General features: G+C 37.6%; 11 protein-coding genes and 2 tRNA genes. 8 read left to right on the top strand and 5 right to left on the bottom strand.

Annotated elements, in window-relative coordinates; translation table 11 throughout:
- Positions 1-184: 184 nt before the first annotated feature.
- From MM214_RS14945 to MM214_RS14935, 3 genes are all read right to left on the bottom strand, one after another.
- Positions 185-259: transfer RNA gene (locus MM214_RS14945), tRNA-Val, on the bottom strand.
- Positions 260-290: 31 nt separating this feature from the next.
- Positions 291-365: transfer RNA gene (locus MM214_RS14940), tRNA-Val, on the bottom strand.
- A 339-nt stretch (positions 366-704) separates the two neighbouring features.
- Positions 705-2561 (bottom strand): TonB-dependent receptor plug domain-containing protein, encoded by a 1857-nt coding sequence (locus tag MM214_RS14935; RefSeq protein ID WP_241296541.1) that lies wholly within the window; start codon positions 2559-2561, stop codon positions 705-707.
- Between the two features lie 201 nt (positions 2562-2762).
- On the opposite strand from MM214_RS14935, the gene MM214_RS19195 reads away from it, so the two are divergent.
- Positions 2763-4691: a M1 family aminopeptidase gene (locus tag MM214_RS19195; RefSeq protein WP_435374028.1), complete on the top strand. Its 1929-nt coding sequence runs from the start codon at positions 2763-2765 to the stop codon at positions 4689-4691.
- Positions 4692-4745: 54 nt separating this feature from the next.
- On the opposite strand, the gene MM214_RS14925 is transcribed toward MM214_RS19195, so the two are convergent.
- Together MM214_RS14925 and MM214_RS14920 are read right to left on the bottom strand one after the other, a co-directional pair.
- The gene (locus MM214_RS14925) at positions 4746-5150 is read right to left on the bottom strand and encodes a VOC family protein (protein WP_317208497.1); all 405 of its coding nucleotides are present in this window, start codon (positions 5148-5150) and stop codon (positions 4746-4748) included.
- Positions 5151-5365: 215 nt separating this feature from the next.
- A complete protein-coding gene (locus MM214_RS14920) occupies positions 5366-7000 on the bottom strand; it encodes a S41 family peptidase (RefSeq protein WP_241296538.1) in 1635 nt (544 codons plus the stop codon).
- 156 nt (positions 7001-7156) lie between these two features.
- On the opposite strand from MM214_RS14920, the gene MM214_RS14915 reads away from it, so the two are divergent.
- From MM214_RS14915 to MM214_RS14885, 7 genes are all read left to right on the top strand, one after another.
- Complete coding sequence (locus MM214_RS14915) at positions 7157-7915, top strand: hemerythrin domain-containing protein (protein ID WP_241296536.1); 759 nt, start codon at positions 7157-7159, stop codon at positions 7913-7915.
- The gene (gene ruvX, locus MM214_RS14910; RefSeq protein WP_241296534.1) at positions 7915-8328 is read left to right on the top strand and encodes a Holliday junction resolvase RuvX; all 414 of its coding nucleotides are present in this window, start codon (positions 7915-7917) and stop codon (positions 8326-8328) included. The genes MM214_RS14915 and ruvX overlap by 1 nt, the downstream gene beginning before the upstream one ends.
- Complete coding sequence (gene def / locus MM214_RS14905) at positions 8325-8879, top strand: peptide deformylase (protein WP_241296532.1); 555 nt, start codon at positions 8325-8327, stop codon at positions 8877-8879. Before ruvX ends, def begins: the two co-directional genes overlap by 4 nt.
- Positions 8876-9679, top strand: coding sequence for an amidohydrolase (locus tag MM214_RS14900; protein WP_376856729.1), 804 nt, complete (start codon positions 8876-8878; stop codon positions 9677-9679). The genes def and MM214_RS14900 overlap by 4 nt, the downstream gene beginning before the upstream one ends.
- A gap of 205 nt (positions 9680-9884) precedes the next feature.
- Positions 9885-12113 (top strand): NADP-dependent isocitrate dehydrogenase, encoded by a 2229-nt coding sequence (locus tag MM214_RS14895; protein ID WP_241296530.1) that lies wholly within the window; start codon positions 9885-9887, stop codon positions 12111-12113.
- 160 nt (positions 12114-12273) lie between these two features.
- Positions 12274-13278 carry a type I glyceraldehyde-3-phosphate dehydrogenase gene (gene gap / locus MM214_RS14890; protein ID WP_241296528.1) on the top strand — a complete coding sequence of 335 codons (1005 nt, stop codon included), beginning with the start codon at positions 12274-12276 and terminating at the stop codon, positions 13276-13278.
- Between the two features lie 183 nt (positions 13279-13461).
- Positions 13462-14124 (top strand): hypothetical protein, encoded by a 663-nt coding sequence (locus MM214_RS14885; protein WP_241296525.1) that lies wholly within the window; start codon positions 13462-13464, stop codon positions 14122-14124.
- Positions 14125-14131 lie beyond the last annotated feature (7 nt).

The following is a 14131-nucleotide window of genomic DNA, read 5'->3' as shown; positions in this document are numbered from 1 at the left end:
CAAAAACTAATCCTAAATTGTACTTTTTCAATCCGAAATTGACTCGTGGATCAAGGGTCAAACACATAAAAAAAGAAAGTAGAGCTTAGTTTAAACCCTACTTTCTAATTCCTGACGAATTTTCCAATAAGCCCTTTTTATTCAAAAAATTCGGCATAAAAAAAGCCTCAAAAGAGGCTTTGTGTGGGAGTTGAGGGATTCGAACCCCCGACCCTCTGCTTGTAAGGCAGATGCTCTGAACCAGCTGAGCTAAACTCCCAAATTTTGGGTATTGAATTAATTAATAAGTGTGGGAGTTGAGGGATTCGAACCCCCGACCCTCTGCTTGTAAGGCAGATGCTCTGAACCAGCTGAGCTAAACTCCCATTCCTTCGTGAATGGATTGCAAAGGTAGCTTTATTTTAATATTGAGCAAAAAATCAATCTTAATTTTTTTTTGTAATTTTGTAATTCATTGATATTGAATATAAAAAATTATGAAATGCTGAAAAGATCCATGTAGCCTCATCTAAGGTGCTTTCAAGATTTCGATATTGATTGATTTGGGATACTAATGGATATTGATCAAAATAGGAGTTATTCGTTTAGCTGAATTGCTGCTCTTCTTGCAAAAGCAGATCATCACAGGGAGTGTAATTTACACATTAAAAAAGCCTTACAATCAATTCTGTAAGGCTCTTAAGATGATCGAGTTGATTAAATTTTTATCTGACTAAGTTAAGGTTGATACCAGCTCTGAACCATCTTCCAGGCATCTGTACAAATCCTGCCTCTATGTAATCAGAGTTGGTTACGTTAGAAGCTTCTGCAAATAGACCAAAAGTCTTTAGTCTTTTGTAGTCAACTCTTACGTCCAATAAAAAGTACGGGTCAAGAGCCATCCTTTCTAAATACCTGGCTTTAACATTCATTTCAAAGTCATTGAACCATTCTGTCTTAATTCCTCCTATCAATTGGTGTCGGAGTGCAGAGAGCGTATTTCTTGATTCTACACCGGAGTTCTGCATCAAGTTGGCATCAATGAAATTGTAACTTAAAGTGGCTTCTTTTAGCTTGATGTTTTTGCTTGATGCACCAAAAGCATATTGGATTCCAGTTTCAATTCCTTGAAAAGTCACTTCTGAAATATTGCGAGGTGTCCATCGATTAGGGTTAGGACTGACTGTACTTGGTTCTCTGTACCAATCTATGAGGTTTTTGGAGTATCGATTGAAGTATACTAATTCAGCCCTAAGTCCATTTTTTTGGAATTTGTAACCAATTTCAAAACTTTGGGCTTCTTCTGGTACCAAGTTAGGGTTTGCAAGGTTGCTAGGATCTTGATAATATAAGTCAGTAAATGATGGTATTCTATAGCTGGCGCCATAGTTTGTGTATAGTCTTGAACTATTGTTGATTTGATAGCCTAATTCAGCTCCTGGGAAATGCTTCCAACCGTACTCGTCGTAATAATTTGAATACACACCTGCTCTGAAGTCAAAATCCTCCCAAAACTCAATCCGATGCTCTGCAAATACTCCTAAGAAGGTTCTTTGTCTATTACCAAGGTTGGTACTATTGATTTTCTCATTTCTTCCTTCTACCCCAAAGCCCGATGTGCCAAATTGGCTTTGGTATCTACTATTGATTTCCAATGCAGTGGTATGCGAGGTGTGGAGGTTAGTGAAAAATGCTGGTTCATTTCTTCTGAGTCTGAATTCATCATCATTTTTTCTCCAATAGGCTCTTGTTTGTATATAAAGCTGCTTTTTTTCAAAAGTATGGCTGAGTGAAGCCAAGAATGTTTGTATACTTTCCCATTGATCTGGAAAGCTGTTGGTGTAGAACCCATTAGCGCCAAAATCTCTTTCTGTATACCCTATCATGGTACGGATTTCATGCTGATCATTTATGTCTAACCCACCTTCATAAAAAACATTATTTACTTTGTAATCAGAATTGTACCAATGCCCATTCGATGCATCATGACTGACGGATAGTGTTTGCTTATACAATCCAAAAGGTAGCTTAACAGGCAGAGACGATACAATACTAGCCCCTTTCATGCCAAAATCTCCTCCGTAGTTTTGAATGTTAAGACTAGCTGTCTCAGGAAGCGTAGTGACGATGTTCACGGCGCCAGCATATGCGTTTTGTCCAAATATCCTTGAAGCGGGACCTTTCATTACTTCCACTCTTTGAATAGCCTGAAGAGGTATGGGAATATTCATGATGTGATGGCCTGTTTGAGGATCGGTCATTTTGATGCCGTTGATGAGCATAAGGGTCTGTTCAAATCCACCTCCTCTGATTCCTATGTCCCCTTGTACCCCTGTCACACCTCTTTGACGCACATCTACACCTGGTGTGAATGCGAGAACCTCTTGCAAACTTCTTGCTGGGGTAGTTTCAATATCTTTTCTGCTTATGATAGATATGTTTCTAGATGTTTTATTAAATGGGATTTCAATTCTGTTTTCACTGATGACGACTTCTCCAAGCTCAACAGTCACACTATCTTGATTAGCTTTGGCTGAAAATATGCTCAAAGTCAATGCAGATATTAGTAAACACTTTTTCATAGGGTTGATTTAATTTGAAGACAAAGTAGAATTGAAAATATTCATTATGCAAATTTTATTGGTTTTGAAAAAAGAAAGGAAATGCATATTGATATAATATTTGGTTGGTTTTTTCTTAAGGACGGAATGTTTATTTTAGCCGATCAATAAAAAAATTCAATATAAAATATGAGACAAAGCTTAAAAGGTTTTTTACTATCAATGCTCTCTGTAGGTCTGATTTGGTCTTCCGAAGCCCAAACAGTCAAAGACAATAAAGATGATGCTTTTACAGAAATTGGATATAGACAAGGTACAGCCTACAGGACAGCTTCTGGTAAGCCAGGTCCCAGCTATTGGCAAAACAAGTCTGACTATGTGATTTCAGTGACATTAGATGAAAAAGAGCATAGTGTAAAAGGCTCATGGAAAATCACATACACCAACAATAGTCCGGAAAGTTTGGATTTTGTTTGGCTTTACCTAGAGCAAAATAGATTTACAGATGATTCCAGAGGTACTCTTACTACTCCAGTACAGGGAAATAGGTATAGTGGTGATGTCGATGGTGGATACGATATTTCCAATGTGAAAGCTCAAGTGAGCGGTAAAAACAAGCCAGTCAGTTCAGAGTATTTGATAAATGATACCAGGATGCAGGTGTCATTTGCAGAGCCTATTCCTGCAAATGGTGGAGTGGCCACGATCACTATGGACTTCGAATATAAGATACCAGTAAAAGGTATGGATAGAATGGGTAGATTAGATGTCAAAGACGGAACAATCTATGCCATGGCACAGTGGTATCCAAGGGTAGCAGTTTTTGATGATGTGACTGGTTGGAATACTGATCCATATTTAGGAGCTGGGGAGTTTTATCTAGGTTATGGTGATTTTGACTATAAAGTTACTGTTCCATATGATCATATTGTAGTAGCCTCTGGGGAGCTGCAGAACCCGGGGCAAGTTCTGACCAAAGAGCTGCAAAACAGAATGAAACGTGCCGCCGATAGTGATGAAAGAGTTTATATTATTGAGCCAAATGAAGTTGGTGATCTTGCTCTTACTCGTCCAAAGTCGGAAGGTACTTTGACTTGGCATTTCAAAATGAATAATACAAGAGATGTGGCTTTTGCTTCCTCAAAGTCATTTATTTGGGATGCTGCTAGAATCAACCTACCTAGTGGCAAGAAAGCACTAGCTCAATCTGTATATCCAAAAGAGAGTGATGGGCAAGAAGCTTGGGGAAGATCCACCGAATACTCCAAAGCCTCAGTAGAGCATTACTCAGAAATGTGGTATGAATATCCTTATCCAGTTGCAGTGAATGTCGCTGCAGATATAGGGGGTATGGAATATCCAGGATTGAACTTTTGTAGTTATAAATCTAAAGGTGAATCGCTTTGGGGTGTGACGGATCATGAGTTTGGCCACAATTGGTTCCCGATGATCGTAGGCTCTAATGAGAGGAGACACGCTTGGATGGATGAGGGGTTTAATACCTTTATCAATTATTATAGCTATTTGGCATTCAATGATGGTGAATATACCAATGACCTTATCAAGACAAGGAAGTATTTGGGGTGGTTGACTAACTCAAGCAGAGAGCCAGTTGCTACTCATCCAGACAGGACTCAATCAAATAATCTTGGGATGGTTGCTTATATGAAGCCAGCACTTGGCTTGGTTATGTTGAGAGAATATATATTAGGTCACGAGAGGTTCGATAAAGCTTTCAGGTCTTATATTAGAACTTGGGCTTATAAACATCCTCAGCCTAATGATTTTTTCAATCATATGGAAAATGTCAGTGGTGAGAATCTAGACTGGTTCTGGAAAGGTTGGTTCTACAGTAATGCCAATATTGACCTATCTGTGGATGGTGTCTATCCTTATGGAGCCAATTATGTAGTGGCCTTTTCAAACAAAGGTGATATGCCTATGCCTGTAATCTTTGAAATAACATTTGATGATGGTAGCAAGGAAAGGAGAGAGCTCCCAGTAGAGATTTGGTTCAAAGGAAATACTTGGCAGCACTTACTTAAGGTAGATAAAAAAGTCACAAAAATTGAAATCGATCCAGATAAGATTATCACAGATACTAATGCTGGGAATGATGTTTGGCCATCATCTATTTATGGTGATAGATAATACAATAGGGGAGTCTAACTCCCCTATTTTTCTATTTATAATCACATTTTTTGATCAATTATACTCATTGTTGATTTCAATCCAATATCCATCTGGATCTCTCAAATAGACTTGCTTGATTCCATCAGGTCTGACATTGATTTTTCCTTTTTCTCCAACCCAGTTTTCAAACGCTACATTTTTATCATTCAATTTTGAAATGAAAACATCCATATCTGGAATACTAAAACAAATATGATTATTTTTATTGATTGTGATCGGTTGCCATTTGTCTTCGATAACATGGAGCTGGAGGTTGTTTCCGATGTCAAACCAAGCATGTAAGCCATCTTTGAAAGGTTCTTCTATTTCTTCAAAGTCCATTACATCTTTATAAAATGCAGTGCTTTGCTCGAGATTACTGACAAACACGGCTATGTGAGTTATTTTGGCTTGCGCTTTTACTTTTTGACTCATCATTGTAATACAAGTAATTGATAAAGTTATGAGGATATATTTATGCATAGTATTTTGGGGCTTTTACGAAATGGTTTCGAAGCTTGGCTCAAAATAAAGGTAAGAAGCCTTTTTGGATTTTAGAAGAAAAGGAGCTCATTGATATTACTTTCTTTTGATGGTCAATAGTCATAAAATAAAAGGAGAGCCTTTTGAGCTCTCCTTTATTGATGTTTGCATTAACTAGCTCTTTCATCAAAAGCTAATTTTTCAGCTTCATCAAAAAGCTTAATAGCTTGAAGATATATTTCATTGATATCATTGATTACTTTATAGTAGGCATTGTCATCAAATAGGTTTCTACCCATGTTGGCTTTGATGAGGACTTTCAAGTATTCTTTTGATTTATTAAAATCCTTCTCGACGAATTTAACTTTGTTTTTCTCTCCTGTTTTGACAAGTTCTTGAAGCATGGCATCAGTCACTTGAAATTTATTGTAATAATCTTCAAAAGACATTCCACTAAATTTCTTTTTATTTTTATCAAGATAATCTAAAAAGAACTCTCTAGCAGAGTCAGAGTTGAAGAGTCTATTGACATAGGCTGAAGACATAGTAGTATCCATAGGGACAAAGTAGTCAGGCATGATGCCTCCTCCGCCATATACGGATCTACCAGATACGGTTTCATATCTCAAGCTATCATTGAATTTGATACTATCAGCAGAGAAAAACTCTCCATGCTCGAGTCTTTTTACCCAATCCATGCTGTAATCTTCATCTTGTCCATATGGTTTTTGTATAGATCTTCCTGATGGAGTATAGTATCTGGCGATGGTGAGTCTTAGTTCTGCACCATCGGACAAGTCAATTGGCCACTGCACTAAGCCTTTACCAAATGATCTTCTTCCGACGATCAAGCCTCTGTCATTGTCTTGAATCGCTCCAGCCACTATTTCTGATGCAGAAGCACTCCCTTCATTGATCAGTACGATCACAGATCCATCTTCAAAAATCCCCTGTTTTACAGCCATGGCTTTTTGATTGAATCTATTTGTTTTTCCTTTTTGAGATACGATCACTGCATTACTCCCGAGGATTTCATCTGCCATGTTGATAGCTGCTCCCATATAGCCTCCCGGATTACTTTGAAGGTCAAGTACTAGCTTTCTCATGCCTTGTCCTTTGAGTTCAGTCACAGCTTTTTTGAACTCCTCATAGGTAGTTGCTGCAAATCTTGTTACCTTAACATAACCTATTTCATCATTGATCATGTACGAGGCATTTACAGAATACTGAGGGATTTTATCTCTTATGATATCAAAAGTCAACAACTCTGGTTGGGATTTTCTCTTAATATCCACCACCACTGTACTTCCAGAAGGACCTCTTAGTAGGTCAAATACATCGCGATTGGTAATCCCCGTTCCAGCCACAGTTTTTCCATCTACATTGATGATTTGATCACCTGCTTGTATCCCAAGTTTTTCCGAAGGACCTCCAGTCAATGGCGCTACGACATAGATCGTGTCTCTAATGATTCCAAACTCCACTCCAATTCCATCAAAATTCCCATCCAACTGTGATTTTGCCAACGCAGCATCCTTTGCTGGGATGTAGCTTGAGTGAGGATCAAGTTTTTCTAGCATTTTTTCTATTCCATACTCTACCAGTTCGTTGGTGTTTACACTGTCCACATAGTCACGATTGATGTATGTAATGATTTCTTGAAGTTTATAAATTGCTGCTTTTAGATCATTTCTATCAGTTTTTGGTTCTGCAAAAGTTGCTCCTACCCAAATTCCTGCCGAAATAGCCAATGCAATAATGATTGGTAATCTTACTTGGGCTTTTGTGTTTTTAAATTCGCTCACGATATCCTCAGGTTTTTTTTATTGCTTAATTAATGGAAATTCTTCAAATATACTATTAAACCGTATTTTTCCTTAAAACGTTTTGATAAAGTTAACATTTTCAATTAAGGAGAAGATTTCGGGAATTTCTTCTCAAAATACTTTACTTTTGTAACTATGTTAGATCCAAAACATATACAAAATAGACAGATCAAGGACTTAATTTCCGATAATTACGTGTTTGCTGCTGTTTTGCACTATTTTGGGATTAATTTTTACCAATTTGAAGAAAGCCTTCTTAAGGATGTATGTGCTCAATTTAAACTGAATCCGAAGCAACTGACCGAGGAGCTGGAATCATGGGCTGTAGTCAAAGAACCAACCAAGGAAGAATTATTTCTACACCCAATTGAAGTGCTGATTGCCTATCTGAAAAGAAAGCATTATTTTTTTGTAAGACAAGAGTTACCTTTTTTGGCAAATATGGTATCGGGGATTGAGTCTAAGGATGAATACGCATTGATATTAGCGGATTTGAAAATTATGTTTCCACTGTTTGTTGAGGACTTTATACATCATATTCACGAAGAAGAGAGTAGTGTGTTTCAACGCATCAAATTATTACAAGAGATTGAAGTAGGAGACTTTGGTGTAAGAGATTCCTTGAAAATATTGGAATCTAAGCCCATTTCATCATTAGCTCATGCACATGAAGATCATGATGATGAAATGGAAGGTATTCGAAAATTGACTAATGATTATAATTTGCCACAAGACGCTCCTCTCTCGATGAAGATTTTATACAATGAATTACAAAACTTCGAACGTGAATTGATAATACATGCGACAATTGAAGACGATCTTTTGTTTCCCAAAGCTATACAACTGGAGCGCGAAGTGTTGAGGAAAATCAAGAAGAAAATAAATAGTAACTAATGGGAAGAGTAATAGCAATAGATTTAGGAACGAAAAGGACTGGCTTGGCTGTTACAGATATACTCAAGATCACTGCTAACCCTTTGGAGACGATTGATACACGTAATTTAGCGACCTATCTGACTTCATATTTTTCCAAAGAGGATGTTGAAACCATTGTGATCGGATATCCCAAATCCCTAGATGGTACACCCAATGAAATGACGCCTCGAGTTATAAGCCTGAAAGATAGGTTGGGGAAACTATTTCCTGAAAAAAAACTCGTTTTAGTGGATGAAAGGTATACTTCAAAAATGGCTATGCAAAGCATGATCACCATGGGGAGCAAAAAGAAAGATAGAAAAGAGAAGGCAGGAAATCTTGATAAGATTAGTGCTGCAATAATTTTACAGACATACTTAGAACAAATATGATTTATCCTATAGTAGCTTACGGCAACCCAATTTTGAAAAAAGAGGCAGAAGAAATCAAAGAAGGTAGTGATGTATCTGCTTTGATCACGGACATGTTTAGCACAATGGATCATGCAAGCGGCGTAGGACTAGCTGCTCCTCAAATCAATCAAGGAATAAGGTTGTTTGTAATTGATAGTAGCTTGATGTTGGATGAGAATGATGACGAAAAGGGAATCAGAAGAGCATTTATCAACCCGATTATATTGGATGAATATGGAGATAATTTTGGCTTTGAAGAAGGTTGCTTGAGTATCCCTGAAGTCAGGGCAGAGATTATCCGTCCAGAAAAGCTTACCATTGAGTATTATGACGAAAACTGGAACCTTAGAGAAGAAGAGTTTGGTGGGATGACAGCGAGGGTGATCCAGCATGAATATGATCATTTGGAAGGGATTCTTTTTGTTGATTACCTAAAAGGTCTCAAAAAGAGACTTGTACAAAGCAAACTCATAGAAGTCAGTAAGGGTAGAGTAGGGACAGATTATAGAATGATTTATCCATTGAAATGATGGCTGATGAAATCCTTAAAGTTGCTCTGGTTCAGACTGATTTACATTGGCAAGATAAGATTGCTAACTTAGCAATGCTTGAAGAAAAACTTTGGCAGTTGCCTAGTAGTGTAGATTTGATTGTGCTACCTGAAATGTTCGCTACTGGATTTAGTATGGATGTGAATTCCCTTTCAGAGCCAATGAATCACACGATTTGTAAGTGGATGGTGCAGCTTGCAAAGCAACTCAATACGACGATCACAGGATCAGCTATTATTCAAGATTCGGGTAAATTTTACAACCGCATGCTTTGGGTGTGTCCTGATGGGGCTATGCAATGGTATGATAAGAGACATTTGTTTCGCATGGCTGAGGAAGATCAGTCATATACCATGGGCTCTGAAAGGAAAATTTTTGAGGTAAAAGGATGGAAAATTCTTCCACAAGTGTGTTATGATTTAAGATTTCCAGTTTGGTCAAGAAATAACGCTCTGAAAGATGGTGGGATGGAGTATGATTTAAGCATCTATGTGGCAAGTTGGCCTGCCGCACGTGTCAAAGCTTGGGATATCTTGCTTCAGGCTAGATCAGTCGAGAACCTTTGCTATACGATTGGAGTAAATAGAATCGGGACTGATGGGAATGGGATTGAATATTCTGGGCATTCTGCCATTTTTGATTTCAAAGGAGAGTGCATGTCTAGTGCAGAAGAAAATGAGGAAATATTGATTTTGAAATTAAGATATTCTGATTTGACCACATTTAGAGAAAAATTTCCAGCTTGGAAGGATGCTGATAAATTTGAATTGAAGTTTTAAACCTTTTTCCGAGACCTTGGACCACTTACCTGAGGTGTAGATGACCTTTGAAACTGGGATATTTTATTTAATTTAGCCCAGATTTTACAAAATTGATAACTACAAAAACATCAATATGAATTTGTTTACTAATAAAGTTCAGGTTGAAGTTAAATGAAAATGCAATTTTGAAATAATAACAATAAGTGATATTAATATAAATAAAATGACCACCAAAACAGCAAAAATTCTTTATACCTTAACTGATGAAGCACCAGCTTTAGCGACTTACTCTTTGTTACCCATAGTGAAATCTTTCGCTACTTCAGCAGGGGTAGAGGTAGAGACAAGAGATATATCGTTATCAGGTAGGATTCTATCTCAATTTCCAGAGTTTCTAAAACCAGAGCAACAAACAAGTGATGCTTTAGCGGAATTAGGCGAAATTGCTAAAACGCCAGAGGCAAACATTGTGAAGTTACCCAATATTAGTGCTTCAATGCCTCAGTTGAAATCAGCAATAAAGGAGCTGCAAGAAAAGGGCTATGCTTTGCCAGACTATCCTGATGACCCAAAATCAGATGAAGAAAAGAGCATAAAGTCTAAATATGATAAAGTAAAAGGGAGTGCAGTAAATCCAGTTTTGAGAGAAGGAAACTCAGATAGAAGAGCACCACTAGCAGTTAAAAATTACGCAAAAAAGCACCCGCATAGTATGGGTTCTTGGAGTTCAGATTCCAAATCTCACGTTGCGAGTATGAGTAAGGGTGATTTTTATGGGAGTGAAAAGTCTGTTACCATAGAAAAAGCCACCAAAGTAGATATTAATTTTGTCTCCTCGACAGGAGAAGTTACTTCCTTAAAAAAGGGACTTTCTTTGTTAGAGGGAGAAGTGATTGATGCGGCTGTACTCAGTGTAGCAGAATTGATCTCTTTCTTAAAAAAGCAAAAGAAAGAGGCAAAAGCTGAAGGAGTTCTTTTTTCTTTGCATATGAAAGCGACTATGATGAAGGTTTCTGATCCTATTATTTTTGGTCATGCAGTAAAAGTCTTTTTTGAACCAGTCTTTGAAAAATATCAAGAGGTATTCAAGAAGTTGGGGGTTGATGTTAATAATGGATTTGGAGATCTAGTTTCAAAAATTAGTCAACTGCCACAAGAAGAGCGGTCGGCTATTGAAGCAAGTATAGAAGCTTGTCTAGAAGATGGTCCTGATCTTGCAATGGTTAATTCCGATAAAGGCATTACCAATCTGCATGTTCCTTCGGATGTAATTATTGATGCGTCTATGCCAGCAATGATCAGAACTTCTGGTCAAATGTGGAATAGACTTGGTAATCAGCAAGACACAAAAGCCGTGATCCCAGATAGGTCATACGCAGGGATTTATCAAGAAACTATTGATTTTTGTAAGTTACATGGGGCTTTTGATCCAGCTACTATGGGCTCAGTACCCAATGTAGGATTGATGGCTCAGAAAGCTGAAGAATATGGATCACACGATAAAACCTTCGAAATGGAAGCAGATGGTGAGGTACAGGTGATAGCTGGCGATGAAGTATTGATAAAACATGCTGTGAAATCAGGGGATATTTGGAGAATGTGTCAAACAAAAGATGAGCCTATTAGAGATTGGGTAAAATTGGCCGTAAGTAGAGCCAAAGCAACAGGAGATCCAGCTGTCTTTTGGTTAGATGAGAATCGAGCTCATGACAGTGAGTTGATCAAAAAAGTAAATGAATACCTAGGTACTCATGACACTTCAGACCTAGATATACGAATTCTATCTCCAGTGGAGGCTACAAGATTTTCTCTAGAGAGAATCAAAGCAGGAAAAGACACAATCTCAGTAACTGGAAATGTTTTGAGAGATTATTTGACTGATTTGTTCCCAATTTTAGAATTAGGAACAAGCGCAAAAATGCTTTCAATTGTGCCCCTAATGAATGGAGGGGGATTGTTCGAAACAGGTGCTGGAGGTTCTGCCCCTAAGCATGTAGAGCAATTAGTAGAAGAAAATCACCTGAGATGGGATTCTCTTGGGGAGTTTTTGGCTTTAGCCGTGTCTTTGGAGCACCTATCGCTGACCTTTTCCAATGAAAAAGCAAAAGTTTTAGGTACTTCCTTAGATCAAGCTACGGGTAAATTTCTAGAAGAAGATAAGTCTCCTTCTAGAAAAGCAAAAGAATTAGATAATAGGGGAAGTCACTTCTATCTGGCTTTGTATTGGGCGGAAGCTTTGGCTACTCAAACTGATGATGTAGAATTACAGCAAAAATTTACCCCAATCGCCAAAGAGCTTAAAGATAATGAGGCAGTGATAGTGTCAGAGTTGAATGAAGCTCAAGGAGTCAAGGTAGATATCGGGGGATATTATAAATTGGACGAGCAGAAAGCATCTTCAGTGATGAGACCCTCTAAAACATTCAATAGTATCTTGTCAAAATTATCTTAAAATTAAGAGACTATATCAACTTCAGTTAAATTTGGGGGAGAGATTTATTATTGGTAAATTTATCACACTAACTTATTCAATAATTCTAGGTGAAAAATTTTGACAATGTGAAATAGTCCATTTTGTAATCAAACCTATAAACAATAAATTAAATATAATTATGAGCAAAATTAAAGTAGGAATCAATGGATTCGGAAGAATCGGTAGATTGGTTTTCAGAGCAGCACAAGCTAGAGAAGATGTACAGATAGTCGCTATCAATGATTTGATCGATGTAGATTATATGGCTTATATGCTGAAATATGACTCTACTCATGGCCTATTTGATGGCACTGTAGAAGTGAAAGATGGGAAATTGGTAGTCAATGGCAATGAGATTAGAGTGACGGCAGAGAAGAGCCCTGCGAATCTTAAATGGTCAGAAGTAGGTGCTGAGTATGTTGTAGAGTCTACAGGTATTTTCTTGACCAAAGAAACTGCTCAAGGACATATAGATGCTGGTGCAAAGAAAGTAATCATGTCTGCCCCTTCGAAAGATGACACACCAATGTTTGTAATGGGTGTGAATCATGAGTCTTACACATCTGATATGGTATTTGTTTCAAACGCTTCTTGTACTACAAACTGCCTTGCTCCTATTGCGAAGGTATTGAATGACAATTGGGGTATTGAAGAAGGTTTGATGACAACAGTACACGCTACCACTGCTACTCAGAAGACAGTGGATGGTCCTTCTGCCAAAGACTGGAGAGGTGGCAGAGGTGCTTCTCAGAACATCATTCCTTCATCTACTGGAGCTGCAAAAGCTGTAGGTAAAGTGATTCCTGAGTTGAATGGTAAGTTGACTGGTATGGCTTTTAGAGTTCCTACTCCAAACGTATCCGTTGTGGATTTGACCGTTAGATTAAAGAAAGGAGCTTCTTACGAGGAAATTTGTGCCAAAATGAAAGAAGCTTCTGAGTCAAGTATGAAAGGAATTCTTGGCTACACTGAAGACGCTGTAGTATCTACAGACTTCAACGGTGATAGCAGAACCTCAATCTTCGATAAAGATGCAGGTATACAGTTAAGCGATACTTTTGTTAAGGTTGTTTCTTGGTATGACAATGAGTGGGGATACTCAAATAAAGTAGTAGATCTTTTGTCTTACATTGCTAGCAAGTAAAATCAAAATATAGTTTAACTTAATTCATTAAGTTTTATCAAAAGCTCCTGAAAAGTCTTGTATTGATCCATTTTAGTTGATTGATATGGGGATTTTTGGGAGCTTTTTCAATTTTTTGGCAAAGAATTTTGGAATAGTTCTTGTGATTTGCTATTATAACTGATTGAAAATAAATATAATAGTATGCTTAATTTAGTCCTAAAAGTTCTTTTGATTTTTTTGCCTTATACAAGTCAATGTGGTGATGGGGAATCTTCCCCTGAAGTAGTCAACAATAATAAATTTGAAGTAGACAACAAAACTATTCCTTGGGAGATCAAAGATGCTGTTGTGGAAGCTTTAGCCTATTTTCCTGAATTGGCAGGTGTAAGGATTGATTTTGAGTTTAGAGATAGGATCAGGGGAGCTGTGATGCAAGCCCAGCCTAGGGTTTTGACTTTGCTAGTGACTGGGAAAGAAACTCGGGAATACAGGATAAAAATAACCAGAGAATTGGATCTTGGAGATACACTTTTAGCAATAAAGGATGTGCCTCATGATGCATTAGTTGGTTGGATTGGTCATGAACTTGGTCATATAATGGATTATAAAGAGCGTAGCACCACGAACATGATGTATTTTGGCATGAGATACATCATGTCCAACAAAAGGCTTACAGAGGCTGAAATTGCAGCTGATACTTATGCCATATCTTGTGGGATGGGGCATCAAATCATGACGGTTAAGAATTTCATCTTAAATCAAGAAGGTTTTAGCGAGGAATACAGAAGTAAAATACGGGACTTGTATATGTCACCTAGTCAAATTTTAAGCTTACAAGAAGAGCTTGAAAATAGTGATGGATAAGTGGAAT

This window comes from Belliella kenyensis (genome assembly GCF_022549675.1).
GTDB lineage: Bacteria > Bacteroidota > Bacteroidia > Cytophagales > Cyclobacteriaceae > Belliella > Belliella kenyensis.
This window is presented reverse-complemented; position numbering and strand designations above follow the sequence as displayed.

What these genes read in the sequence shown, in the direction of transcription:
- MM214_RS14895 (WP_241296530.1), top strand. Translation starts at nt 9,885, where the DNA reads ATGACCACCAAAACAGCAAAAATTCTTTATACCTTAACTGATGAAGCA.
- ruvX (WP_241296534.1), top strand. Translation starts at nt 7,915, where the DNA reads ATGGGAAGAGTAATAGCAATAGATTTAGGAACGAAAAGGACTGGCTTG.
- MM214_RS19195 (WP_435374028.1), top strand. Translation starts at nt 2,763, where the DNA reads ATGCTCTCTGTAGGTCTGATTTGGTCTTCCGAAGCCCAAACAGTCAAA.
- MM214_RS14915 (WP_241296536.1), top strand. Translation starts at nt 7,157, where the DNA reads ATGTTAGATCCAAAACATATACAAAATAGACAGATCAAGGACTTAATT.
- MM214_RS14935 (WP_241296541.1), bottom strand. Translation starts at nt 2,561, where the DNA reads ATGAAAAAGTGTTTACTAATATCTGCATTGACTTTGAGCATATTTTCA.
- def (WP_241296532.1), top strand. Translation starts at nt 8,325, where the DNA reads ATGATTTATCCTATAGTAGCTTACGGCAACCCAATTTTGAAAAAAGAG.
- MM214_RS14900 (WP_376856729.1), top strand. Translation starts at nt 8,876, where the DNA reads ATGATGGCTGATGAAATCCTTAAAGTTGCTCTGGTTCAGACTGATTTA.
- gap (WP_241296528.1), top strand. Translation starts at nt 12,274, where the DNA reads ATGAGCAAAATTAAAGTAGGAATCAATGGATTCGGAAGAATCGGTAGA.
- MM214_RS14925 (WP_317208497.1), bottom strand. Translation starts at nt 5,150, where the DNA reads ATGATGAGTCAAAAAGTAAAAGCGCAAGCCAAAATAACTCACATAGCC.
- MM214_RS14885 (WP_241296525.1), top strand. Translation starts at nt 13,462, where the DNA reads ATGCTTAATTTAGTCCTAAAAGTTCTTTTGATTTTTTTGCCTTATACA.